The organism is Streptosporangium sp. G11, assembly GCF_051192615.1.
Lineage (GTDB): Bacteria > Actinomycetota > Actinomycetes > Streptosporangiales > Streptosporangiaceae > Streptosporangium.
Genome location: NZ_JBPJUQ010000014.1, coordinates 146,337 through 169,356 on the forward strand (window position 1 = coordinate 146,337; position 23,020 = coordinate 169,356).

Sequence of the window (23,020 nt, forward strand, 5' to 3'; positions counted from 1 at the left end):
CCGCGCACCGGCCGTCGCGCGGCGACGGGAGCGGGGGCCGGGCGGGGAGCCCGGTGACGGACACGGGGAGACGCAGGGAGACACGGGGAGACACGACAAAAAGAGGCGGCCCCAGCACTTCGGGGTCGCCTCTTTTTCGAAAGCGCGTGGACTTAGAAGTCCATGTCGCCGCCGCCGGGCATGGCGGGGGCGGCTCCGGCCTTCTCGGGCTTCTCGGCGATGACGGCCTCGGTGGTGAGGAACAGCGCCGCGATGGACGCCGCGTTCTGCAGAGCGGAACGCGTCACCTTGGCCGGGTCGATGATGCCCGTCTCGAACAGGTTGACGTACTCGCCGGTGGCGGCGTTGAGGCCCTCACCCGGGGGAAGGTTGCGCACCTTCTCCACGACGACGCCGCCCTCAAGGCCGGCGTTGACGGCGATCTGCTTGAGCGGCTCCTCCAGAGCCTTCTTGACGATCGCGGCACCGGTGGCCTCGTCGCCGAAGAGCTCCAGCTTGTCGAACGCCTTGGCGCCGGCCTGCAGCAGCGCCACGCCGCCGCCGGGGACGATGCCCTCCTCGACGGCCGCCTTCGCGTTGCGAACGGCGTCCTCGATGCGGTGCTTGCGCTCCTTGAGCTCGACCTCGGTCGCCGCACCGGCCTTGATGACGGCCACGCCGCCGGCCAGCTTGGCGAGACGCTCCTGGAGCTTCTCGCGGTCGTAGTCGGAGTCGGTGTTCTCGATCTCGGCGCGGATCTGGTTGACCCGGCCGGCGATCTGCTCGGGGTCGCCGGCACCGTCGACGATGGTGGTCTCGTCCTTGGTGACGATGACCTGACGGGCACGACCGAGCTGGTCCAGGGTGGTGGACTCCAGCTTGAGACCGAGGTCCTCGCTGATGACCTGGGCACCGGTCAGGATGCCGATGTCGCCCAGCATGGCCTTGCGACGGTCACCGAAGCCCGGCGCCTTGACGGCGACCGAGCGGAACAGGCCGCGGATCTTGTTGACGACCAGGGTGGCCAGGGCCTCGCCCTCGACGTCCTCGGCGATGATCAGCAGCGGCTTGCCGGCCTGCACGACCTTGTCGAGAACCGGGAGCAGGTCCTTGTTGGCGGAGACCTTCGAGTTGACGACCAGGATGTAGGGGTCGTCGAGGACGGCCTCCATACGCTCCGGGTCGGTGACGAAGTACATCGAGGTGAGGCCCTTGTCGAAGCGCATGCCCTCGGTGAGCTCAAGCTCGAGGCCGAAGGTGTTGCTCTCCTCGACGGTGATGACGCCTTCCTTGCCGACCTTGTCCATCGCCTCGGCGATCATCTCGCCGATCTGCGGGTCGCCCGCGGAGATGGATGCGGTGGAGGCGATCTGCGCCTTCGTCTCCACGTCCTTGGCAAGCTTGGACAGCTCCTCCGACACGCGCTCGACGGCGGCCTCGATGCCCTTCTTCAGGGACATCGGGTTGGCGCCGGCGGCGACGTTGCGGAGACCCTCACGTACGAGAGCCTGAGCGAGCACGGTGGCGGTGGTGGTGCCGTCACCGGCGACATCGTCGGTCTTCTTGGCGACCTCCTTGACGAGCTCGGCCCCGATCTTCTCCCACGGGTCTTCGAGCTCGATCTCCTTGGCAATGGAGACACCATCGTTGGTGATGGTGGGGGCGCCCCACTTCTTCTCCAGAACGACGTTACGGCCCTTGGGGCCGAGGGTCACCTTAACGGCGTCCGCGAGCTGGTTCATACCGCGCTCGAGACCGCGCCTGGCGTCCTCGTTAAACGCGATCATCTTGGCTGCCATACGGCTAGACCTCCCAGAGACAGGGTGGCTTACACCGGACCGAGCCGACGCCCGCGACGGCATGTGGGCCCACGACTCCGTTCGGCGGGCCCCATCGCCTCGATCCAGGATTGGCACTCTCTATGCGTGAGTGCCAACAATGTGTTTAGCACTCTACCCCGACGAGTGCAAGCCACGATCCGTTGACCTGGGCCGCGTGGTGAGGGACGTCGGCTCCGCGTCATGCCTGCGTAGATACCGCGTCACGTCGGCGTACGCGACACGTCACCATCGGCGCGGCCCGCGTCACGCCGGTGGGTTCCGTGTCACACCGGCGCGTTTCGCACCTTTTCTCACATCCCGTACGACCTCTGCGCGAAGCTGTACGACCTTCGTGCGCGCGTACGACTCCGCCGCGCACGACTCCGCGGCCCGTGCGACACGAAGGCCCGGCTCGCCGATGGGGGGGGCGAGCCGGGCCTAGGCGGTGAGGATCCAGCGGACTGCGATACCGCGGGATCAACCGGCTCTTCCCTGCGAATTCACGAAACGGCTACGTCAGACCGCCCGCACGGACTCCGCCTGGGGACCCTTCTGGCCCTGGGTGATCTCGAACTCGACCCGCTGGCCCTGTTCGAGGGCACGGTAGCCATCCATCATGATCGCGGAGTAATGGACGAACACATCCTTACCACCGTCTACCGCGATGAAGCCGTAGCCCTTGTCCGCGTTGAACCATTTGACGGTGCCCTGCGCCACTTGCGACTCCTCTTACTGGTCTTAAGGACGACGCCCATTCCTCTCGCGAAGTCCTCAATCTCCGGGACGGACTTCGCCCCGTCGATCGTTCCGACCATACCTGTGGGAAGCGGTAGGGCAACAGAGTCAAGCACCAAACTACCTCTTTACAAGAGCTTTTAGTACGAGAGCAAAGTTTCGCCATCACTATTAGTTAGACAAGGGTTACATTATCCATCCTCGCCTCAAATGTGAGGTTGCGTCATAAAAGACGGCACCCGCCCGGCCGGAGCCGGGCGGGTGCCGTGGGGTGACGGGCGCCCCTGAGGCGCTGCGGATGCGGTCAGGGCCGCGCAGGGGCGGGAGAATCAGCCTCCGGCCACCGCCGGGATGATGGAGACCTGAACACCGGAGGGCGTGGCCGTGTCGAGGTTGTCGACAAAACGGACGTCCTCATCCCCCACATAGACGTTGACAAAACGTCGGATCTTTCCCGCCTCGTCAAGAATCCGGGCGCCGATCCCCGGGAAGTCCGCGTCGAGCTTCTGAAGAACATCGCGCAGGGTCTCCCCCTCTCCGTTCACCTCGGCGGCACCACCGGTGTAAGTCCGGAGAATCGTCGGAATCCGCACAGAAACGCTCATAATTCAGTACCTTTCACGATTTCTAGGCGATAGCCGCACGGAATGCGTCAAGAGAAGGCCGAATCACCGCGGTCGGTCGCGCCTCCGCGGCCACCGCGTCGAGGGTCTTGAGACCGTCGCCGGTGTTGAGGACCACGGTCTCGGCGTCGGGGTCGAGCCTGCCCGAGGCGACCAGCTTGCGCAGCACCCCGACGACGACGCCTCCGGCGGTCTCGGCGAAGATGCCCTCGGTCCTGGCCAGCAGCCGGATCGCGTCGACGATCTCGGCGTCGGTGACGTCCTCGACCGCGCCGCCGGTGCGGCGGGCGATGTCCAGGACGTACGGGCCGTCGGCCGGGTTGCCGATCGCCAGCGACTTGGCGATCGTGTTCGGCTTGACCGGGCGGATCACGTCGTGGCCCGCCTTGTAGGCGGCGGAGACCGGGGAGCATCCCTCAGCCTGGGCCGCGAAGATCTTGTAGGGCCTGTCCTCGACCAGACCGAGCGCGATCAGCTCCTTGAAGCCCTTGTCGATCTTCGTGAGCTGCGAGCCCGACGCGACCGGGATGACGATCTGGTCGGGGATGCGCCAGCCGAGCTGCTCGGCGATCTCGTAGGCCAGCGTCTTGGAGCCCTCCGCGTAGTACGGCCGGAGGTTGACGTTGACGAAGCCCCACTGGTCGCCCATCTCGTCACCGATGAGCTCGGAGCAGAAACGGTTCACGTCGTCGTACGTGCCCTCGATGCCGATGAGCCTGCCGCCGTACACGGAGGCCATGACGATCTTGGCCTGCTCGAGGTCGGAGGGGATGAAGACGCAGGCGTCCAGCCCGGCCCGCGCGGCGGCGGCGGTCACGGCGCCGGCCAGGTTTCCGGTCGAGGAGCAGGAGAGGGTGTGGAACCCGAAGTTGCGGGCCGCCTCGACGGCGATGGCCACCACGCGGTCCTTGAAGGAGTGCGTGGGATTGCCGGAGTCGTCCTTCACGTGCAGGGAGCGGATGCCCAGTTCCCGGGCCAGGTTTCCGGCGTTGACGAGCTTGGTCCAGCCCGGTGCCATGTTGGGCTTGGAGGCCACGTCCGCCGGGACGGGCAGCAGCGAACGGTAGCGCCAGATGTTGGTCGGCCCCTCGGCGATCTGCTCCCGGGTCACACGCCCGAAGTCGTACGCGATCTCAAGGGGCCCGAAACACTCGGTACAGGCGAAGCTGGGACCGAGGTCGTAGCGGGCACCACATTCCCTGCAGGACAGGGCCACAGCGGGGCCGAAGCGCCGGTCGCGCGCGTCGTCGGCACGCTCGGAGGAGGTGGTAGTGGTGTTCTCAGTGGTTGCGAGCGCCATGAAGCGAGGCCTTTCCCTCATCTTCGTCTGCGGACCACCCTGGTCACAGACCGGAATTGGCACCTGTCCCGGCCGACCTCGTTCAGATCACGAGTCTTGAACCGGGATGGTTGCCGGGGCTTCGCAGGGCCGGTCCCTCCACCCCTCTGGATGAGCAAATATTCAGTTGGAAACCTGACGCGCAGGTCCTAAGCACTCTACCCCGCCACACCGCACTCCTGACCTCATGTCTCACTGAGCGAGACATGGCGTGTTATCCAGCGGACAACCGGAGCCGGGCCGCAGGCCGCGAGGCACGCGGCGGACGGCCGGTCAGAAGCCGTAGGCGTCGCCCAGGGCGCCCTGGACGTACTTGCGCGCCTGGTGGATGCGCGACTTGGCGGTGCCCAGCGGGATGCCGAGCTGCTCGGCCACCTCGTTGTAGTCGAGCTGGCAGATGTCGCGCAGCACCAGCGCCTGGGCCAGGTCCGGCTTCTCGGCCTCCAGCGCCTCCATCGCGTCGAGCAGGTCCAGCCGGGACCCGGCGATCACGCTCACCCGGGCGACGTCCGGCTTCTGCAGCGGCAGCTCGTCGGAACTCTGCTCGGCGGCGCGGCGCTTCAGCGAGCGGTAGGTGGTCCTGGCGCAGTTGGCGGTCACGATGTGCAGCCAGGTGCTGAACCGGGCACGCCCCTCGAAGCGGCCGATGTTGCGTGCCACCGCGAGCAGGGTGTCCTGGGAGGCCTCCTCGGCGTCCTGCCGGAAGGGAAGGATCCGGCCGCAGTGCCTGAGCACGGCGGGCTCGATCCGCTTCAGCAGCTCACCGAGCGCTCGGTGGTCACCCTGGGCTGCCGATCGGGCCAGGTCCTCGGTCGTCTCGTCCAGCGCCATCACGGGCCCCCATCAGCGGTCACGGTCGCTGGACATCCTACGGTCGGGGGTCGCGGATGGTGACCCTCCCTCCCCGCCACAAAAAGGCTGATACAGCGGGGCTCGTCACTTCACCTGCTGATAAGAGCTGACACAATTCGATGGACGCCATTCTTTCGTCGACCTGAAGAGCGAGGACAGCCCGGCGAAGTGCCGGTTAACCTTCAGGACAGGCGTGTCCCTAGCCAGTGAAGGGATCTCATGAGCGCGATCCTGGTGGCCTCCAACCGCGGCCCCGTCTCCTTCACCCTCTCCGAGGACGGCTCGCTCTCCATGCGCAGGGGAGGTGGCGGCCTGGTCTCCGGCCTGTCCGAGGTCGCGAAGGACCTCAACGTCCTGTGGGTCTGCGCGGCGCTGTCCGACGGCGACCGCAGCGCGGTGCGGCTGGCGCCCGGCGGCCGGCTCGACCAGGCGGGTTACGACACCGGGGCGCTGCGGATGCTCGACATCCCCCCGGCGACCTTCCACCGCGCGTACAACGCGGTCGCCAACTCCACCCTCTGGTTCGTCCACCACCTCCTCTACGACACCCCCAACAGGCCGTACTTCGACGCCAGGTTCCGCCGGGAGTGGGAGTCGTACCAGGCCTACAACGAGGCGTTCGCGATGGCGCTGGCCGAGGAGGGCTCGCACGGGGCGCGGGTGATGGTGCAGGACTACCACCTGAGCCTGGTCCCGGCCATGCTCAGGGGAGAGCGCCCCGACCTGCGGGTGGCGCACTTCTCGCACACGCCGTGGGCCCCGCCCGAATACTTCAGCCTGCTCCCCGACGACGTCGCGACCGAGCTCCTCGAAGGCATCCTGGGCGCCGACCACGCGGGCTTCCTGACCGACCGCTGGGGCGGGGCGTTCATGGACTGCTGCGAGACGGTGCTCGGCGCACGGGTCGACCGCGGAGAGCGTACGGTCACGCACGCGGGCAGGACCACCCGGATCGGCACCCACAGCCTCGGGGTGGACGGCAAGGCGCTCTGGACCAGGGCGTCCGAGCCCGACGTGGAGTCGCACATGGCCGCGCTCCGCGCCCAGGTGGGCGACCGCAGGCTGATCGTGCGGATCGACAGGACGGAGCTGTCGAAGAACATCGTGCGTGGCCTGGTCGCCTACAAGCAGTTCCTCTCGGCCCACCCGGAGTGGCACGGCCGGGTCACGCACCTCGCCTTCGCCTACCCGTCCCGGCACGACCTGCCCGAGTACCGCGAGTACACCGCGGCGGTGCAGCGCTGCGCCGAGGAGATCGAGGACGAGTACGCCACCGAGGACTGGGACCCGCTGATCCTCAACGTCGACGACGACTACCCGCGCTCGCTGGCCGCCTACCGGCTGGCCGACGTGCTGCTGGTCAACCCGATCCGCGACGGCATGAACCTGGTGGCCAAGGAGGGCCCGATCCTGTCGCCGCACAGCGCGCTGGTGCTGTCACGGGAGGCGGGTGCCGCCGCCGAGCTGGGCGAGCACGCGCTGACGGTCAACCCCTACGACGTCTCGGCCACGGCCGCCGCGCTGTACGAGGGCCTGGCGATGCCCTCGGACGAGCGCGCCAGGAGGGGCGTCCTGCTGGCCGCGGCGGCGACCGCCCTCCCCCCGCACCGGTGGTTCGCCGAGCAGCTCGACGCCCTCGAATAACAGCCCACGTGGCGACTTGGGGGCACTAAGCAGCTTTAGCCCGGTATGAGATAGTTTTTGCGGTTATTTCAGTTTTTTGGTGCACAGGGGGACCGAGTTGACCGCGATCGCGCCCGTCCGGCTGATCCGCGACCGCGCGACCTTGCTGATCTATCTTCAGCTCGGCGTCTTCGCCACCTACCTGTACGGCCTCAGCTCCGCGCTCCCGCTGCTCCGCCTCGACCAGGGCGTGTCCCAGGCGGTCGCCGGGCTGCACGGGACCGCGATGGCCGTCGGCGGCATCATCACCGGCCTCGCCCTGCCCTGGCTGACCGGGAGGATCGGCCGCCGGGCCGTCATCTGGACCGGGATGGCCGGGATGAGCGCCGGCACGCTCCTGGTCGCGGCGGCCCCCACCACGCTCTCGGTCACCCTGCTCGGGTACGGCGTCGCCAGCGGGATGTCCTCGATCACCCTGTACTCGGGCATGGCCGCGCTCGACGACCGGCACGGCCCCGCGGGCCCGGCGGCGATCAGCGAGGCCAACGCCGTCTGCGTGATCGTCGGCATCGGGGTCCCGTTCGTGGTCAGCGCCGCCGCGCAGAGCGCTTTCGGCTGGCGGGCCGCCCTGCTGGTGACCCCCGTGCTGGCCGTGCTGCTCGCGCTGACCATGGGACGCGTACGGATCCCCGAGCCCGGGGAGACCGTCGGCGGTGCCGCCGCGGAGGGCGAGTCCCGCTTCGGCTGGCGGTTCTACCTGGCCTCGGCCGTGCTGTTCTGCTGCGTCGCGATGGAGTTCTGCTTCAACCTGTGGGCGGCCAAGCTCTTCTCCGACCAGACCGGGCTGCCCGCGGCGGTGGCCGCGACCGCGGTCGCGGCGTTCACCGGGGGGATGGCGGCCGGACGGCTGGCCGGGGCGTGGCTGGCCCTGCGGGTGCCCCCGACCGTGCTGTTCCTCGGCGCCCTCCTGGTCGCGGCCGGCGGGTGGGCGATCTTCTGGGTGAGCACGAACCCGGTGTTCTCCTACGCGGGCCTGGCCGTGTCGGGGCTGGGGGTGGCACTGCACTTCCCGATGGCGCTGTCGCGGGTGCTGGCCGCCTCCGGCGGGCGGCGGGACCGGGCCTCGGCCATGGCCTCGATCTTCGCCGGGCTGGCGGTGGGGATCGGGCCGTTCCTGCTGGGCGCGCTGGCCGACGGGTTCGGCACCCAGCAGGCGTTCCTCATGGTCCCCGCTCTCATCGGGCTGGCCGTCGGAGGACTGCTGATCACCATGAGCGGACGTTCCCGAGCGGGCGTCGGCGAGCCCGCCTGAGCGGGACGGGAGGCTCGCGCCCCCGCGATACGCGACCGCCGCTCAACGAGGCGTCCCCCTCGACCCAGAACGCACAGCCCCCGATCCCTTGACAAGGCGTACGACCACCCGGCCGCTCGACCGAGGCGCTCGATCATCCGATCAAGAGCCGTCTTCACCCCGTGTCTCGCTCTCGACGGCGTCGGCGATCGAGGTGAGGAGCTCCAGGACCCCCGGGGGCCCGTCCACCACGATGTCGGCCTCCACCTCGATCTCGGGCGATCCGCTGAACACCGTCACGCCCGGCAGCCCGGAGGCCCGCACGGCCGCGAACGCCGCCAGATCTCCCAGGTCGTCCCCGGCGAACAGCACCGACCTGGCGGCCCGCTCGCGCAGGAAGGCACTCAGCGCCACTCCCTTGTCCATCCCCGGCGGGCGCAGCTCCAGCACGAACTTGCCCGGCTCCACCGCCAGCCCCGCCCCCGCCGCCAGCGCGGCGACCGGCTCGCGCAGCGCGTCGAGCGTCGCCCACGGGTCGGCGGCCTGCCGGGTGTGCACGGCCACCGACCGCTCCTTGTCCTCGATCCTGACCCCGTCGATCCCCGCGACCAGCGAGGCGAGCCCGGTTCGGGCGAGGTCGAGGCCCGGGTGGACGGGCGGGGCCGCGAGCGCGCCCGCCTCCCAGCGTTCGAGGCCGTAGTGCCCGAGCACGACCAGCCCCGGCACACCGGCCAGGGAGCCGTACTCGACGGCCGTGGCGGCCGGGCGGCCGGTCACGATCACCACGGCGCCGACCAGACGGCCGAGCCTGGCCAGCGCCTCGGCCCCGCCGGGCTGGATCCTGGCCGCCGCGGGATCGGGGACGATCGGGGACAGCGTGCCGTCGAAGTCGAGCCCGATCACCGCCCCCGCCGGATCGGCGACGATCGCCTTCAGCCCCTCGGACGTGTTCGTCGTCATGCCCGCCTCAGCCTGTCGAGTGTGTTCGTCGTCATCCCCGCCCCAGCCCGTCGAGCCTGGAACCGCCGAGTGTGTTCACCGTCATGCCCGCCCGGCCCTCTCCGTCTCCGTCGTCTCGCCGCCGTCTCGCCCGTCATGCCGGCACCGCTCTCGCGATCGCCCGCCCGACCGGTCGTACCCGCAGATCAGGGGCGCAAGCCCATTTTCCGGGCGGCGCGGTCGCGGCGGCGGGTCTCGCGGAGTCGGCGCAGGCGCTTGACCAGCATCGGATCGTGGGCGAGCGCCGCCGGCAGGTCGATGAGCTCGCTGAGCAACTGGTAGTAGCGCGTCGCGGAGATGTCGAAGGCCTCGCGGACCGCCTGTTCCTTGGCGCCCGCGTAGCGCCACCACTGACGCTCGAAGGCGAGCAGCTCGCGCTCCCTGTCGGTGAGAACCCTCTGCGCGGGCTCCGGAGCAGCGCTGTCACCGGAACTCGGCGCGGTGTCCATTGCTTCCTCCTCCGTGGGGGCGCGCGGCGATCACACCGCGCACGCGCGGTCCGAAGTCAGGATAGTCCGGAATTTCGCGCTGTTCATGACGGATGCGGAGACGTACAGTCACCTGTTGTGACCTCTGTCATCAGCCTTCTCAGCGACTACGGACTGGAAGACGGCTACATCGCCGCATGTCACGGCGTGATCGTCGGAATCTCTCCGGAGTCGCGAATCATTGACGTGTGCCATCTCGTCCCCTCGGGGGACGTGCGGCGCGGTGCGGCGATCCTTGCCCAGACGATCGCCTATCTTCCCTCCGGCGTGCACGTCGCCGTGGTGGATCCCGGTTTCGGCGGCTCGCGCAGGGCCGTGGCGGTCGAGGCCGGCGATCACATGTTCCTGGGCCCGGACAACGGGCTGCTGTCGTGGGCGATCCACGCCAGCGGGGGCGCGCGTGCCGCCTACGAGGTGTCCAACGAGGACTTCTTCCTGAACCCGGTCTCGCCGACCTTCCACGGGCGCGACCTCTTCGCCCCCGTGGCGGCGCACCTGGCGATCGGGCGCCACCCGTCCGAGCTGGGGCAGGAGATCCCGCTGGAGCGGCTGGTCGCGCTGCCCGCGCCCACCTCCGTGCTGCAGGAGGGCTACGTCGAGGGGGAGGTGCTGTCGATCGACCGCCACGGCAACGCGCAGCTGTCGATCGGCTCCGGCGACATGATGACGCTGGGCGTCGTGCCGGGAGACACGCTGGTGGTCTGGCTGGGCAGGCGACGGCTCTCGGTGCCGTTCAGGGAGACCTTCGCCGCGGTCCCGCCCGGGGAGATCGTGGCCTTCACCGACTCGGCCGGGCTGGTCGCGCTGGCGGTCAACTCCGGCGACGCCTCCCAGAGGCTGGGCCTGCCGCCCGGAGCCCACGTGCGGCTCTGCCCCTCACCCTGACATGCGCAACAAAAGCGACCTGAGAAGAAATCGCCCCATACATCGGCTCGTTTAGTGAAGTGTCGTTTTAACTGAAAGATCATTCCAGCTGGAAATACGCATGCCGGAATTCCGGTGACGTATCACCATTCCCGCTGAACAATGCCACGCGTCGTTCTCCCCATCGTCCCGGATGTGCCTCCACCACGACGGTTCCGCCTCGCCGTCCCCGAGAGGGCCGCTCCCGGCCGGATATACCACCTGACCTGGCAGTTAAGGAATCCGGCGGGGGCGCGGCAGGTCGGGCGTGCCCGGATCGGCCAATGTTTGTTCGGTCACGCCCCCGCGATCATTGCCACAAGCTGACCATTCTTGACCCTCCAGAAAGCATGTCGCTGGATAGTCTCACTCCCGTTACTTTGAGTAGCCGCGCGCAGACGGTCCGTTCCAGAGGCCCCAAACACTGCCGCGACGATTTCCTTCCAGGGGGAACCACAATGATTCGTCGTCTTCTCATCACTTCTGCGTGCGTCGGCATCGCCGTCCTCGCACCGGCCGCGGCGGCGTCCGCGTCCACGTCCTCCACCAGCTCCGCGACCAAGGTCACCGCCAAGTCGGTCATCAAGGCCGCCGCGAAGGCCAAGGCCGCCAAGAAGGCCGCCGACTGCTGCGGCGTCGGCGTCGTCAGCGCCGCTCCGGCCTTCGTCCCGACGAGCACCGTCACGTACGGCACCACCGTCATCCCCACGGCCGTCACCAGCGGCGTCGGCTGCGGCGGCGTCCTCGCCGGCGGCGTCTACGGGGGCGGCGTCTACGGCGGCGGCCTCTACAACGCCGGCTGCTACGGCGGCGGCGTCTTCGGCGGCGGCGTGTACGGGGGCGGCATCTACGGCGGCGGCGTGTACGGGGGCGGCTTCGGCGGCGGCGTCTTCGGCGGCGGTGGCGGCCTCTTCGGCCGTGGCGGCAACACCATCGGCGGCGGCGGCAACATCATCAGCAGCGGCAGCGGAGTCGGCCACGGCGTCGGCATCGGTGGCCTTGTCGGCATCGGCGGCGTCGGCGTCGACATCCTCTAGCAGGACAGACATCCTGCGGTGAAGTGGTAGAGCAGGCAGGGCGCGGCTTCCACAATCCATGTGGGGGCCGCGCCCTCCGCCGTTCCGGGCCTCTGCCCGCCGAACGGCGCCCCGCGGGGCTTCTCCGCTCCCGCCTGCCTCCGCTTCCCTCTTCGCCTTCCCGGCCCTCCTGCGCTCTCCTACACGTGGATCACGTCGTGCGTCTCGGCGAAGTGGCAGGCGCTCGCGTGCGCGGTACCGGGCCGGATCTGCAGCAGCGGCTCCTCGTCGGCGCAGATCTCCTGGGCCTTCCAGCACCGCGTACGGAACCGGCAGCCCGACGGCGGGTTGGCGGGAGACGGCGGGTCACCCTGGAGGATGATCCTCTCGCGTCGCTCGCGCCCTTCGGGGTCGGGCACCGGGACGGCCGACAGCAGCGCCTGGGTGTAGGGGTGCGCGGGCCGGTCGTAGATCTCGGTGTCCTTTCCGATCTCCACCATCTTGCCCAGGTACATCACTCCGACCCGGTCGGAGATGTGCCGGACCACCGACAGGTCGTGGGCGATGAAGACGTACGCGAGACCGAACTCGTCCTGCAGCCGCTCCAGCAGGTTGACGACCTGCGCCTGGATCGACACGTCCAGCGCGGAGACCGGCTCGTCGCAGACGATGATCTCCGGCTGGAGCGCCAGCCCGCGGGCGATCCCGATGCGCTGGCGCTGGCCGCCGGAGAACTGGTGCGGGTAGCGGTTGATGTGGTCGGGGTTGAGGCCCACCACTTCGAGAAGCTCCTGCACCTTGCGGCGCCGGTCGCCCTTGGGGGCGACCTCCTTGTGGATCTCGAACGGCTCGCCGATGACGTCGCCCACGGTCATCCGGGGGTTCAGCGAGGTGTACGGGTCCTGCATGACCATCTGGATGTTGCGGCGGGCCCGCTTGAGGTCGCCGCGTTTGGCGTCGGCGATCTCCCGGCCGTTGATCTTCACCGAGCCCGAGGTCGGCCGCTCCAGCGCCATCAGGAGCTTGGCCAGCGTGGACTTGCCGCAACCGGACTCGCCCACGATGCCGAGCGTCTCGCCCCGGTGCAGGTCGAAGGAGACCCCGTCGACGGCCTTGATCGCGCCGACCTGCCTGCGCAGGACGACGCCCTGGGTCAGCGGGAAGTGCTTGACCAGGTCGCGGACCTCAAGGATCGGCTCACCCGTGGCTGCCATCGAGGACCTCCCTCCAGTAGTGACACGCGCTGCCGCGTGTCGGGCCGATCTCGTACAGCGGGGGCGCGTCGACGACGCAGTTGTCCTGACGGTACGGACACCGGGGGTGGAAGGCGCAGCCCGAGGGCATGTCGAGCAGGTTCGGCGGCATGCCCTTGATGGCGTACAGCTCCTGCCCCTTCTGGTCGACCCGGGGAATCGAGTCGAGCAGGCCCTTGGCGTACGGGTGGGCGGGCCTGCGGTAGATGTCGTGCACGAGGGCGTTCTCCACGATGCGCCCGCCGTACATGACCGCGATCTTGTCGGCGACGTCGGCCACCACGCCGAGATCGTGGGTGATCAGGATCAGGCCCATGTTGCTCTCGCGCCGCAGCTCGCCCAGGAGCTCCATGATCTGGGCCTGCACCGTCACGTCGAGGGCGGTGGTCGGCTCGTCGGCGATCAGCACCTCGGGGTCGAGCGCGATCGACATGGCGATCATGATGCGCTGGCGCATTCCCCCGGAGAACTGGTGGGGGTAGTCGTGCACCCGCTGCCTGGCGGCGGGGATGCGGACCCGGTCCATCAGCTCGATCGCCTTCTTCTCGGCGTCGCGCTTGGAGTCGCCCCGGTGCACCCGGAACATCTCCCCGATCTGGGCGCCGACGGTGAACACCGGGTTCAGCGCGGAGAGCGCGTCCTGGAAGATCATCGCGATCCGCCGGCCGCGCACCTGGGTGCGGGCCTCCTCGGACAGGTCGAGCAGGTTCGTGCCCCGGAAGCGGATCTCGCCCTTGGGGACGCGGGCCGGCGGGGAGTCGAGGATGCCCATGATGGCCTGCGCGGTCACCGACTTGCCCGAGCCGGACTCGCCGAGCACCGCGAGCGTCTCCCCGGCGTTCAGCGAGTAGCTGACCCCGTTGACCGCCTTGACCACGCCCTGCCTGGTCACGAACTCCACGTGCAGGTCGTCGACGGCGAGCAGCGGCTCGTCGCCAGGCTCCTCCCTGGACGGCACCACCGATGTTGAGGTCTTCTTCACGGATCCCCCTACCGCAGCTTCGGGTCGAGGGCGTCGCGGACGGCGTCGCCCAGCATGATGAAGGCCAGCACCGTCAGGCTCAGGAACAGCGCGGGGAACAGCAGCGCCCACGGAGCCTCCAGGAAGCGTTCCCTGGCGTCGGAGATCATGAGCCCCCAGGAGATGTCCGGCGAGCGCAGGCCCACGCCGAGGAAGGACAGGCCGGCCTCGGCGGCGATGAAGTAGCCCAGGTTGATCGTGGCGACCACGATCACCGAGGCGATCGCGTTCGGCAGGATGTGCCGGAACATGATCCTCGACGCGGAGGCGCCGAGCGCCCTCGCCGCGAGCACGTAGTCCTGGCTCTTGGCGGTGATCACCGCCGCCCTCATGATCCGGTACGTCATCGGCCAGGTCAGCACGGCCAGCGCGAGCATGACGGTCCACACGTTGCCCGTGCGGAAGACCGCCAGGATGAGCAGGGCGCCGAGGATCGACGGGATCGCGAAGAAGATCTCCGTGATCCGGGAGAGCAGCGTGTCCAGCGTGCCGCCCCTGAACCCCGCGAAGAGGCCGAGCAGGCCGCCCACGATCGCGGTGACGACGGTGGTGGCCAGGCCGACCACGATCGAGTTGCGGGCACCGTAGATGGTGCGGGCGTAGATGTCGCAGCCGAGGTTGTCGGTGCCGAACCAGTGGGCCTCGCCCATGCCCAGCCGGGCGTCGGCCAGGTTGCAGCTCTTGGCGTCGAACGGGTTCACCGAGGTGAACAGCGAGGGGAGCACCGCCATGGTGACCAGGACGGCGATGAGGACGGACGCCCCGATGAAGAGCGGGCGGCGGCGCAGGTCGTACCAGGCGTCGCCCCAGAGGCTGGCGGCCTTGGGCGCCTTGGCGCCCTTGGCGCCTCTTCTCGGCCTGCCGTGCTTGGGGTTCCCGGTCTGCCCTCCGGCCGGGACAAGAGTGTCACTCATAACGGATCCTCGGGTCGAGCACGGCGTAGAGCAGGTCGACGACCAGGTTGGCAAGGATGTAGATCAGCACCAGCACGGTCACGATGCCGACGACCACGGGCTGCTCGCGCAGGTACACGGAGCTGAACAGCTGCTGGCCGATTCCCGGCAGGTTGAAGATCGTCTCGGTGATCACCGCGCCGCCCATCAACGTGCCGAGGTCGGCGCCCAGGTAGGTGACCAGCGGGATCATCGCGTTGCGCAGCGCGTGCCGCCCGACGATCCGGTTCCTGGGCAGACCCTTGGCCACCGCGGTGCGGATGTAGTCGGCGCGCAGGATCTCCACCAGGCTGTTCCTGGCGAGCCGGGTGAGGTAGGCGATCGACGTCCCCGCGAGCACGAAGCCGGGCAGCAGGTAGCTGCGCCAGCCCTCCGTCACGCCCGCGACGGGGAAGAGGTCGATCCCGGCCTGCTTGAGCTTCACACCCAGCAGCAGCTGGAGCACGAAGCCGGTGACCAGGGTGGGAATGGAGATCAGCACCAGGGTGGAGGCGAGGATCATCGAGTCGCTGGCCCTGCCGTGGCGCAGCGCCGCGTACAGGCCGAGCCCCACGCCGATGACGGCCTCCATCACCAGGGCGGTCGCCGCCAGGTTGATGGTCACCTGGAACTTCCCGGCCATGATCTCCCCGACTCCGACACCGGCGAAGGTGGTGCCGAAATCACCGCTGAACAGTCCTACGACGTAGTACCAGTACTGCACCAGGAACGGATCGTTCAGGTGATACTGCTCGCGCAGGATGTTGACGATGTTGGGGTCTATGCGCTTCTCGCCCGCCAGCGCCGCGATGGGGTCACCGGGCAGCGCGAAGACGATGGCGTAGATGAGCAGGGTGGCGCCCACCAGGACTGGTATCGCCTGGATCAGACGCCTGAGGATGTAACGGCCCATTCGTGTCTCCCGTACATGCCCGGGGGTGATCTCGCGGACCGGCGGGTCGCGCGGCGCCGCGAGATCGTTCCGGGCGGCCAGTGGGGCCGGGCTCCCGCCCGGCCCTCAACCGGTCGTCAGCTGGCCTTCTCGATCTCGGTCCACTCGATCTGGTTGAGAAGGTTGATCTTGACGCCCTTGACGTGCTGGGAGAACGCGGCGTTGGTCCGGTAGAAGTACACCGGAATGTACGGCAGTTCCTTGATCAGGATGTCGTCGGCCTGCTGGTAGAACTTCAGGCCCTCCTCCTGCGTCGGGGCGGTGTCGCCCTTGGACAGGAGCTCGTCGAACTCCTTGTTCGACCAGCCGGCGTAGTTGGAGCCGGTCTTGATCGCGACGGTGGAGAAGATCGGGGTCAGGTAGTTCTCCGCCGACGGGTAGTCGATCGCCCAGCCCATGCGGAACATGCCGCCGTAGGTCTTCTTGTCGAGCTCGTCGAGAATCGAGGCGAACTTCTCGAAGGGCTTGACCGTCACCTCGACACCCAGGTTGGCGCGGAGGCTGTTCGCGACGGCCTCGATCCACTCCTTGTGCGGGCCGTCGGTGTTGTAGCCCAGCTCCAGCGTCTTGGGGCCGTCGTTCTCGGTGTACTGCGCCTTGGCCTTGGCGGGGTCGTAGCTGCAGACCGCGCAGGCGCCGGGGCGGTGACCGTCGAGGAGGGGGTTGATGAAGTCGTCCGCGGGGGCGCGCGTTCCGGAGAAGACCTTGTCGGCGATGGTCGCGCGGTCGATGGCCATGGAGATGGCCTCGCGGACCTTCACGTTCGCGTACGTCTTGTTGTACTGCATCGGGAAGCCGATGTAGCCGACGCCGGCGTCCGCCTCGTCCAGGTAACGCTCGCCGAACTCCGACTTGGCACGGGCGATCGCCGAGGGGGGCAGCGAGTCGTGCACGTCGAGGTTGCCCGCGGCCAGGTCGTTGAACGCGGTCTCCGGGCTCGTGTAGAGCTTGAACTGGAGCTTGGTGAACTTCGGCTTCGTCCCGGCGAACTTGTCGTACCGGGTGAGGTCGATCGTCTGGTCGGTGCCCTTGTTGTAGGGCTTGTCGATCTGGAAGTAGCCCTGGCCGATCGGCTGCTTGGCGTACGTCTCGGTGACCTTGCCGTCGGGGCCGAAGGCCGCCTTGGGCAGCGGGTAGAACGCCGTGTAGCCCAGCATCGTCTTGAACTGCGAGAACGGCTTGGCCAGGGTGACGCTGAAGGTGCTCTCGTCGACGACCTTGAGACCCTTCATCTCCTTGGTGGAGACGGTCTGGCCCTCGCCCGGGTTCAGGTCGGCCCAGCCGTCGACCCGGCTGAAGAAGCCGTTGGCGCCCTGGACGTTGTCCTGGTTGGCGGCGTAGTTCCACGCGTCGACGTAGTTCTGCGCGATCAGCTTCTCGCCGTTGTGCCAGGTGTAGCCGGGCTTGAGCTTGATCGTCCACACCGTGTTGTCGGTCGACTCGATCGACTCGGCGACCTCGTTCACGACCTGCTTGTTCTCGTCGTAGCCGACCAGGGGCGCGAAGATCGCGGCCAGGACCTCGGAGCCCTCGGACTCGGTGGTGTCACCGGGGTAGAAGAGCTTCTGCGGCTCGCCGAGCTCCATGCGCACGGGCTGGTCGGCGGCGGCCGTCCCGCCGTCCGAAGACGTCGAGCCGCCACACGCGGTCAGCGCGAGAGCGAGCAGCGCGGTGCCGGCGGTGAACCGCGCACCCTTAGAAACACGCATTGCGGTAAATCCTCCCTTTGCAGGCTTGCGTCGACACTGAATCCGTGGCCTGAGCACCGCGAAGGAGGATCTTGTGGTCCCTGCTTCCCGCTGTTCCGGTCCGGGTGCTGACGCCACACCGATCGATCGCGACTATTCCCTACCGCTCCACACCGACTTATATCTGTGATGTTGCAGTTCGGTCACGCATGAACCGATTCGACGTCACATACCTGCCAACTCGACGAGGCCAAGATCCCGGATGTGCATGAAAACGACATCCAGGCACACGTAGGACAAGAACGGTCACGCCAAAATACCCCCGCACCGCGACTGCTCGCATCCGTTACCCTCCGATGACCCTGACCTGGGCCTGCGCTGACCCGACCGCGAAGAGCCCGGTCTCCCGCTGGAGAACCGCGCAATTGCCCTGGAACCTGATCCCCGGAGATCCCGTCCAATGTGTGCGGCGGAACCCCGCCGCAGGCACTTCATCCACTCGCATCCAATAGAGTCCTTGCCATGAGCCAGCCGGAATCCGCGATCGCGGACGCCCAGGCGGGCGGCCCGAGTAACGGCACCCCCGTGCAGGGGCAAGAGCCGCTGGCCAAGCTCGCCGCGCGCCACGGACTTCGGCGTGCCATCGCACGCCCGAGTCTGCCCGTCTACCTGCGCCAGTTGTGGGAACGACGGCACTTCGTCATGACGTACGCCACATCGCGAAACGTCTCGAAGTACAGCAACTCGGCCCTGGGTCAGCTGTGGCAGGTCATCACGCCACTGCTCAACGCCGCCATCTACTTCCTGATGTTCGGCCTGATCCTCGGCGCGAGCAAGGGCATCGAAAACTACCCGGCCTTCCTCATCACCGGGATGTTCGTCTTCACCTACACCCAGCGCTCGGTGAGCGGCGGCGCCAGGGCGATCTCCGGCAACCTGTCGCTCATCCGCGCCCTGCACTTCCCCCGGGCGGCGCTCCCGCTCGCCTACACGATCCAGGAGTTCCAGCAGCTGCTCATCTCCATGGGCGTGCTGTTCGGGCTGGTGCTGATCACGGGCGAGAAGCTCACCCTGCTGTGGCTGCTGATCCCGGTCGCCCTGTTGCTGCAGACCATGTTCAACATCGGCGCGAGCCTGGTGCTCGCCCGGTTCGGCTCCACCGCCCGCGACCTGAACCAGTTACTCCCCTTCATCATGCGCACCTGGCTCTACGCCTCCGGCGTCTTCTTCTCCATCGAGGACAAGGTCGTGGGCCCCGGCGGCGCCGGTCTCCCCCAGTGGGTCGCCGACATCATGTACTTCAACCCCGCCGCCGCGTACATCGAGCTCATGCGGGACCTGCTCATGGATAGCCACCCGCCCCGGCCCTACATCTGGGCGGTCTGCGTATTCTGGGCGGTGTTCGCTCTGCTCGGCGGGTTCTGGTACTTCTGGCGAGCCGAGGAGAAGTACGGCCGTGGCTGAGTTGACCGAGGAGCTGTCCCGAGTGAAGGCCGAGGAGCCCGCCGTGCCGAGCACGGACGTCAGGGTGCACCCCAACCCGGAACCCGCCCCCGCGGGCGACCGCGAGGGCACCCCCACGGTCATCGTGGACGACCTGCACATCATCTACCGGGTGTACGGCGCGGCCAGCGACGTGGAGAAGGGCAACGCCGTCAACGCCCTCATGCGCCTCGTCAAGCGCCAGGGACGGCCGCAGATGAAGGAGGTCCACGCCGTGCGCGGCGTGTCCTTCGTGGCCCGTCACGGCGACGCCATCGGCATCGTCGGCCGCAACGGCTCCGGCAAGTCCACGCTGCTGCGCGCCATCGCCGGCCTCCTGCCCCCGCACTCCGGCGCCGTGTACACCGACGGCCAGCCCTCCCTGCTCGGCGTCAACGCCGCGCTGATGCGCGAGCTCACCGGTGAGCGCAACATCGTGCTCGGCTGCTACGCGATGGGCATGAACCCCGCGCAGGTCAAGGAGAAGTACGACGACATCGTCGACTTCTCCGGCATCGGGGAGTTCGTGCAGTTCCCCATGTCGACCTACTCCTCGGGCATGGGCGCCAGGCTCCGCTTCGCCATCGCCTCGGCCAAGTCCCACGACGTGCTGCTCATCGACGAGGCCCTGGCCACCGGCGACCGCGAGTTCCGGCGCAAGAGCCAGGACCGCATCAAGAAGATGCGCGACGAGGCCGGCACCGTCTTCCTGGTCGCCCACAACCTCGACGTGATCGAGGAGACCTGCAACCGGGTCATCTGGCTGCACAAGGGCAAGATCAAGATGGACGGCGACCCGCAGACGGTCCTCGCCGCCTACAACAAGGTCTGATCCCGCCGCCTCCGATCTCACGGCGCGCCCGATCTCGCCGCGTCCGATCGGTACGCGGTCCGGCGGCAGGGCAGGATGAGGAGCGACCGACAAGACGCTTCCATCGGAGGTGAATCGTGTCCACGCGGCCACCGATTCCGTATGACTTCCTGCCCCAGGTTCCCTGGCTGACCGTCGAGAGCGACGACGTCCGCGACGGCGAGCGCATGGCGGAGATCCACGTGTTCAACGACTGGGGCTCCACCGGCCAGAACGTCTCTCCCCACCTGCGCTGGTCCGGCGCTCCCGAGGGCACCCTCAGCTACGCCGTGACGTGCTTCGACCCCGACGCCCCCACCGGCAGCGGGTTCTGGCACTGGCTGCTGTTCGACATCCCGGCCGACGTGACCGAACTGCCCGCCGGCGCGGGCGCCGGTGACGGCGGGGTGGGCGTGCACGGCCGCAACGACTACAGCCACAACGCCTACGGCGGCGCCGCACCGCCGCCCGGAGACCCGCACCGCTACATCTTCGCCGTCCACGCCCTCGACGTGGAGAAGCTCGGCCTCGACGCCGACACCCCGCCCGCCGTGGTGGGCTTCAACATCACCGCCCACACCGTGGCCCGCGGATACGTGACGCCCGAATACCAGAACTAGAGGTACGGCACGTCCCCGGGTGGGACACGGGAGGCAATGGACTGACAGCGTGTTCGGTGTTCCGGTATGATTCGAACGTTGTTTCGATCCAAGGATGCCGTCATGGAGTGGGGGCGCGCGATGCGAGAGCTGTCCACCGCGATCGACCACCTGTCCGTCGAGGACCCATCAGAGATTCCGCGTCTCCAGCTGACCGAGCAGCTCATCGAGCTGCACTGGCAGATGGCCAGGCTCCAGGCCGAGATCGCCCGCCGCACCTCCGTGCGGGGCCCCGGACGCTGAGGCGGCGGAGACCGGCCGGTGCGCGCCGGCCGGTCTCCCCGTCGTCTCATGAGCCTTCACCGGCGCCGTCCGCGCTCCACGGCCGCCGGAGGGTCCGCCGGGGGGCGGGTCAGGCAGACAGCCGCTGGGGGGCGGCGGCGGGCTCGAAGGGGAAGCGGTCGGCGAAGGCCGGGCGCAGGTCGGTGAGCCACACGGCCTTCGGGTCATACCTGGCGAAGAAGGGGCGTCCGACCAGCTCCGGATCGCGCGCCTGGATGAGGTGGAGCACGAAGACCTTCTGCCCCGCGACCTCCGCGACACCGTCCAGGCAGACCTTGCCGGGCGTGGCCGACATCGACGGGCCCCGCACGGTGCGGCACAGCCCGGAAACGCTCGCGTAGGCGTCCCTGAAGATCTCATAGGCCCTGGCGAGCGGCACCGCGAAATAGTCCTGCGGGCCGGTGTCGCGCTCGACGAACATGTAGTACGGGATCATGCCCATGGTGAGCTGCCTGCGCCACATGGACGACCAGGTCTCGGGGTCGTCGTTGATCGACCGGATCAGCGGCGCCTGCGTCCTGACGACCGCGCCGGTGGCCGTGATGCCCGCGACGGCGGCCTCGACGATCGGGAGGTCCAGCTCCCGGGGGTGCGAGAAGTGCGCCATGAAGGCCAGGTTCTTGCCCGCGTCGACCACGGAGGCGAACAGGCGGAGCGTGTCGTCGCTGTCGGGGTCGGAGACGAACCGCTGCGGCCAGTAGGCCAGCGACTTCGTGCCGATACGGATGGATTCGAGCTGTTCGACGTCGAGCAGCGGCTCCAGATAGCGGCGGAGCACGGACTCACCCATGATCATGGGATCGCCGCCGGTGAACAGCACGCTGGTCACCTCGGGGTGGTCCTTGAGATAGCGGACGAGGCCGTCGACGTCGTCGGAGGCGAACTTCAGGTCCGGTGCCCCGATGAACTGGGCCCACCGGAAGCAGTAGGTGCAGTAGGCGTGACACGTCTGCCCCTGCTTGGGGAAGAAGAGCACCGTCTCAGGGTATTTGTGCTGCATGCCGGGTACCGGCTCCGTGCCGACGCGCGGGACGTTGAGGTCCAGCTGCCCGGCGGGGTGCGGGTTGAGCCTCATCCTGATCTTGTTCGCGGCCGCCTGGATCTCCGCGTTCCCCGCACCGGCCTCCAGGAGACCTGCCAGTCTGGTGACGTCCGCCTCGGGCAGCATGTCCTCCTGGGGGAAGACCAGCCGATAGATGGGGTCCTCGGGGACGGCCGACCAGTCGATGAGCTGATCCACCACGTAGGTGTTGGTACGGAAGGGCAGCACCGTCGCCACCGCTCTGATCCGGAGCCGCTCGTCGTCACCCAGGCCGCCTCTGCACAGCAGGTCGTCGAGGTGTTTCGCGGTGTAGGCCCGGAACCCACGCTTGGAGCCTTCGTTCAAGATCACCAGTCCTCTGTCGAGATTTTTTGTCCTTGTTGACGTAAACCTCACTAGTCCTTCGCGCGTCTAGGACACTTACATACAGGACGTAAACCGACCTACGGTCGGTTCCATATCCCGGCGATTTCTCTCCGAGGAGATATCGCGATATATCTTGAATGGCCGTACACTCTCAGTCATGACGTCCTATGACCCCGTGCTGCGCGCCTCAGACGCCGATCGCGACCATGTGGCCGCGGTGCTGAGTGAGGCGCTCGCCACCGGCCGCCTGACCAGCGTCGAGCACGCCGACCGGCTGGAGGCCGCCTACACCGCCGTCACGATCGACGACCTCGTCCCCCTCACCCGCGACCTGCCCGACATCACCGCTCCCGCCCACGGAGTCGCCTCCGAGCGGCAGCAGGTCTCCGCCGTCTTCAGCAAGGTCGTGCGCGGCGGACGCTGGATCGCCGGGCGGCACACCGCACTGAGCGTCACCTTCGGCGCGCTGATCGTCGACCTGTCCGACGCGGTTCTCCCGGGTCGCGAGATCACCCTTGAGGTCAACTCCTACTGCGGCAAGCTGATCGTCAGGGTCCCCCACAACGCCCACGTCATCGACGAGGTCGGCGCGCTGTTCGCCAAGCGCGACATCTCCGGCGGCACGGGTGACGGGGACGGCCCGGTCATCAGGGTCGTCGGCCGGGCCACCTTCGGCAAGATCATCGTCTCGCGGGAGAGAAGCGACTGGAATCTCCCCGGCACTCCCTGATCGGCCCGACGAACCGATCAGGTCCCAAGCCCGCCTACGATGCGGACAAACCATCCCGCACGAGGTGACCGCTTGCCTGAGACCGACGCTCCCGG

Annotated in this window: 22 protein-coding genes and 1 riboswitch; of the genes, 9 read left to right on the forward strand and 13 right to left on the reverse strand. The window is 68.3% G+C overall.

Annotated features, from left to right (window positions below; translation table 11 throughout):
- Positions 1-152: 152 nt before the first annotated feature.
- The 5 genes from groL to ACSDR0_RS16795 form a co-directional block, all read right to left on the reverse strand.
- Positions 153-1,778, reverse strand: coding sequence for a chaperonin GroEL (gene groL, locus ACSDR0_RS16775; protein WP_435289735.1), 1,626 nt, complete (start codon positions 1,776-1,778; stop codon positions 153-155).
- Between the two features lie 537 nt (positions 1,779-2,315).
- The gene (locus ACSDR0_RS16780; RefSeq protein ID WP_012895270.1) at positions 2,316-2,516 is read right to left on the reverse strand and encodes a cold-shock protein; all 201 of its coding nucleotides are present in this window, start codon (positions 2,514-2,516) and stop codon (positions 2,316-2,318) included.
- 347 nt (positions 2,517-2,863) lie between these two features.
- Positions 2,864-3,139, reverse strand: a complete 276-nt coding sequence (locus ACSDR0_RS16785) for a MoaD/ThiS family protein (RefSeq protein ID WP_435289736.1) — start codon at positions 3,137-3,139, stop codon at positions 2,864-2,866.
- A 22-nt stretch (positions 3,140-3,161) separates the two neighbouring features.
- Positions 3,162-4,457: a threonine synthase gene (gene thrC / locus ACSDR0_RS16790; RefSeq protein ID WP_435289737.1), complete on the reverse strand. Its 1,296-nt coding sequence runs from the start codon at positions 4,455-4,457 to the stop codon at positions 3,162-3,164.
- Between the two features lie 14 nt (positions 4,458-4,471).
- Positions 4,472-4,614, reverse strand: a riboswitch (SAM riboswitch).
- A 155-nt stretch (positions 4,615-4,769) separates the two neighbouring features.
- Positions 4,770-5,327 carry an RNA polymerase sigma factor gene (locus ACSDR0_RS16795; protein ID WP_435289738.1) on the reverse strand — a complete coding sequence of 186 codons (558 nt, stop codon included), beginning with the start codon at positions 5,325-5,327 and terminating at the stop codon, positions 4,770-4,772.
- 240 nt (positions 5,328-5,567) lie between these two features.
- Here ACSDR0_RS16795 and ACSDR0_RS16800 point away from each other — a divergent pair, with 240 nt between their 5' ends.
- Together ACSDR0_RS16800 and ACSDR0_RS16805 are read left to right on the forward strand one after the other, a co-directional pair.
- On the forward strand, positions 5,568-6,992 hold the full coding sequence (locus ACSDR0_RS16800) for an alpha,alpha-trehalose-phosphate synthase (UDP-forming) (protein ID WP_435289739.1): 1,425 nt from the start codon (positions 5,568-5,570) through the stop codon (positions 6,990-6,992).
- A gap of 79 nt (positions 6,993-7,071) precedes the next feature.
- Positions 7,072-8,283 carry an MFS transporter gene (locus ACSDR0_RS16805; RefSeq protein WP_435289740.1) on the forward strand — a complete coding sequence of 404 codons (1,212 nt, stop codon included), beginning with the start codon at positions 7,072-7,074 and terminating at the stop codon, positions 8,281-8,283.
- A gap of 141 nt (positions 8,284-8,424) precedes the next feature.
- Here ACSDR0_RS16805 and otsB read toward each other — a convergent pair whose 3' ends face one another.
- A complete protein-coding gene (gene otsB / locus ACSDR0_RS16810; protein WP_435289741.1) occupies positions 8,425-9,222 on the reverse strand; it encodes a trehalose-phosphatase in 798 nt (265 codons plus the stop codon).
- A 185-nt stretch (positions 9,223-9,407) separates the two neighbouring features.
- Positions 9,408-9,710, reverse strand: coding sequence for a DUF3263 domain-containing protein (locus ACSDR0_RS16815; protein ID WP_435289742.1), 303 nt, complete (start codon positions 9,708-9,710; stop codon positions 9,408-9,410).
- Between the two features lie 117 nt (positions 9,711-9,827).
- Here ACSDR0_RS16815 and ACSDR0_RS16820 point away from each other — a divergent pair, with 117 nt between their 5' ends.
- Together ACSDR0_RS16820 and ACSDR0_RS16825 are read left to right on the forward strand one after the other, a co-directional pair.
- Entirely contained in the window at positions 9,828-10,634 is an 807-nt protein-coding gene (locus ACSDR0_RS16820) for an SAM hydrolase/SAM-dependent halogenase family protein (RefSeq protein WP_435289743.1), read from the forward strand.
- Between the two features lie 476 nt (positions 10,635-11,110).
- The gene (locus ACSDR0_RS16825; protein WP_435289744.1) at positions 11,111-11,689 is read left to right on the forward strand and encodes a hypothetical protein; all 579 of its coding nucleotides are present in this window, start codon (positions 11,111-11,113) and stop codon (positions 11,687-11,689) included.
- 179 nt (positions 11,690-11,868) lie between these two features.
- Here ACSDR0_RS16825 and ACSDR0_RS16830 read toward each other — a convergent pair whose 3' ends face one another.
- The 5 genes from ACSDR0_RS16830 to ACSDR0_RS16850 all read right to left on the reverse strand — a co-directional run bounded on the left by ACSDR0_RS16830 (position 11,869) and on the right by ACSDR0_RS16850 (position 17,535).
- The gene (locus ACSDR0_RS16830) at positions 11,869-12,882 is read right to left on the reverse strand and encodes an ABC transporter ATP-binding protein (RefSeq protein ID WP_435289745.1); all 1,014 of its coding nucleotides are present in this window, start codon (positions 12,880-12,882) and stop codon (positions 11,869-11,871) included.
- On the reverse strand, positions 12,866-13,903 hold the full coding sequence (locus ACSDR0_RS16835) for an ABC transporter ATP-binding protein (protein WP_435289746.1): 1,038 nt from the start codon (positions 13,901-13,903) through the stop codon (positions 12,866-12,868). The genes ACSDR0_RS16830 and ACSDR0_RS16835 overlap by 17 nt, the downstream gene beginning before the upstream one ends.
- 8 nt (positions 13,904-13,911) lie before the next feature.
- A complete protein-coding gene (locus tag ACSDR0_RS16840) occupies positions 13,912-14,856 on the reverse strand; it encodes an ABC transporter permease (protein WP_435289747.1) in 945 nt (314 codons plus the stop codon).
- Complete coding sequence (locus tag ACSDR0_RS16845) at positions 14,849-15,787, reverse strand: ABC transporter permease (RefSeq protein ID WP_435289748.1); 939 nt, start codon at positions 15,785-15,787, stop codon at positions 14,849-14,851. The genes ACSDR0_RS16840 and ACSDR0_RS16845 overlap by 8 nt, the downstream gene beginning before the upstream one ends.
- A gap of 116 nt (positions 15,788-15,903) precedes the next feature.
- Positions 15,904-17,535, reverse strand: a complete 1,632-nt coding sequence (locus tag ACSDR0_RS16850) for a peptide ABC transporter substrate-binding protein (RefSeq protein WP_435289749.1) — start codon at positions 17,533-17,535, stop codon at positions 15,904-15,906.
- Positions 17,536-18,036: 501 nt separating this feature from the next.
- On the opposite strand from ACSDR0_RS16850, the gene ACSDR0_RS16855 reads away from it, so the two are divergent.
- The 4 genes from ACSDR0_RS16855 (at position 18,037) to ACSDR0_RS16870 (ending at position 20,748) form a co-directional block, all read left to right on the forward strand.
- Entirely contained in the window at positions 18,037-18,978 is a 942-nt protein-coding gene (locus ACSDR0_RS16855) for an ABC transporter permease (RefSeq protein WP_435289750.1), read from the forward strand.
- Positions 18,971-19,828, forward strand: a complete 858-nt coding sequence (locus tag ACSDR0_RS16860; protein WP_435289751.1) for an ABC transporter ATP-binding protein — start codon at positions 18,971-18,973, stop codon at positions 19,826-19,828. Before ACSDR0_RS16855 ends, ACSDR0_RS16860 begins: the two co-directional genes overlap by 8 nt.
- 116 nt (positions 19,829-19,944) lie before the next feature.
- Entirely contained in the window at positions 19,945-20,466 is a 522-nt protein-coding gene (locus tag ACSDR0_RS16865; protein ID WP_435289752.1) for a YbhB/YbcL family Raf kinase inhibitor-like protein, read from the forward strand.
- A 102-nt stretch (positions 20,467-20,568) separates the two neighbouring features.
- On the forward strand, positions 20,569-20,748 hold the full coding sequence (locus ACSDR0_RS16870) for a hypothetical protein (RefSeq protein ID WP_329086969.1): 180 nt from the start codon (positions 20,569-20,571) through the stop codon (positions 20,746-20,748).
- Between the two features lie 109 nt (positions 20,749-20,857).
- On the opposite strand, the gene ACSDR0_RS16875 is transcribed toward ACSDR0_RS16870, so the two are convergent.
- Positions 20,858-22,180, reverse strand: coding sequence for a KamA family radical SAM protein (locus ACSDR0_RS16875; RefSeq protein WP_435289753.1), 1,323 nt, complete (start codon positions 22,178-22,180; stop codon positions 20,858-20,860).
- Between the two features lie 172 nt (positions 22,181-22,352).
- Between ACSDR0_RS16875 and ACSDR0_RS16880 the strand changes: the two genes are divergently transcribed.
- Complete coding sequence (locus tag ACSDR0_RS16880; protein ID WP_435289754.1) at positions 22,353-22,925, forward strand: DUF1707 SHOCT-like domain-containing protein; 573 nt, start codon at positions 22,353-22,355, stop codon at positions 22,923-22,925.
- Positions 22,926-23,020 lie beyond the last annotated feature (95 nt).

Excerpts from the sequence above, each read along its gene's own strand:
- groL (WP_435289735.1), bottom strand. The coding sequence starts at position 1,778 with ATGGCAGCCAAGATGATCGCGTTTAACGAGGACGCCAGGCGCGGTCTC.
- ACSDR0_RS16785 (WP_435289736.1), bottom strand. The coding sequence starts at position 3,139 with ATGAGCGTTTCTGTGCGGATTCCGACGATTCTCCGGACTTACACCGGT.
- thrC (WP_435289737.1), bottom strand. The coding sequence starts at position 4,457 with ATGGCGCTCGCAACCACTGAGAACACCACTACCACCTCCTCCGAGCGT.
- ACSDR0_RS16795 (WP_435289738.1), bottom strand. The coding sequence starts at position 5,327 with ATGGCGCTGGACGAGACGACCGAGGACCTGGCCCGATCGGCAGCCCAG.
- ACSDR0_RS16800 (WP_435289739.1), top strand. The coding sequence starts at position 5,568 with ATGAGCGCGATCCTGGTGGCCTCCAACCGCGGCCCCGTCTCCTTCACC.
- otsB (WP_435289741.1), bottom strand. The coding sequence starts at position 9,222 with ATGACGACGAACACGTCCGAGGGGCTGAAGGCGATCGTCGCCGATCCG.
- ACSDR0_RS16815 (WP_435289742.1), bottom strand. The coding sequence starts at position 9,710 with ATGGACACCGCGCCGAGTTCCGGTGACAGCGCTGCTCCGGAGCCCGCG.
- ACSDR0_RS16825 (WP_435289744.1), top strand. The coding sequence starts at position 11,111 with ATGATTCGTCGTCTTCTCATCACTTCTGCGTGCGTCGGCATCGCCGTC.
- ACSDR0_RS16830 (WP_435289745.1), bottom strand. The coding sequence starts at position 12,882 with ATGGCAGCCACGGGTGAGCCGATCCTTGAGGTCCGCGACCTGGTCAAG.
- ACSDR0_RS16840 (WP_435289747.1), bottom strand. The coding sequence starts at position 14,856 with ATGAGTGACACTCTTGTCCCGGCCGGAGGGCAGACCGGGAACCCCAAG.
- ACSDR0_RS16845 (WP_435289748.1), bottom strand. The coding sequence starts at position 15,787 with ATGGGCCGTTACATCCTCAGGCGTCTGATCCAGGCGATACCAGTCCTG.
- ACSDR0_RS16850 (WP_435289749.1), bottom strand. The coding sequence starts at position 17,535 with ATGCGTGTTTCTAAGGGTGCGCGGTTCACCGCCGGCACCGCGCTGCTC.
- ACSDR0_RS16855 (WP_435289750.1), top strand. The coding sequence starts at position 18,037 with ATGAGCCAGCCGGAATCCGCGATCGCGGACGCCCAGGCGGGCGGCCCG.
- ACSDR0_RS16870 (WP_329086969.1), top strand. The coding sequence starts at position 20,569 with ATGGAGTGGGGGCGCGCGATGCGAGAGCTGTCCACCGCGATCGACCAC.
- ACSDR0_RS16880 (WP_435289754.1), top strand. The coding sequence starts at position 22,353 with ATGACGTCCTATGACCCCGTGCTGCGCGCCTCAGACGCCGATCGCGAC.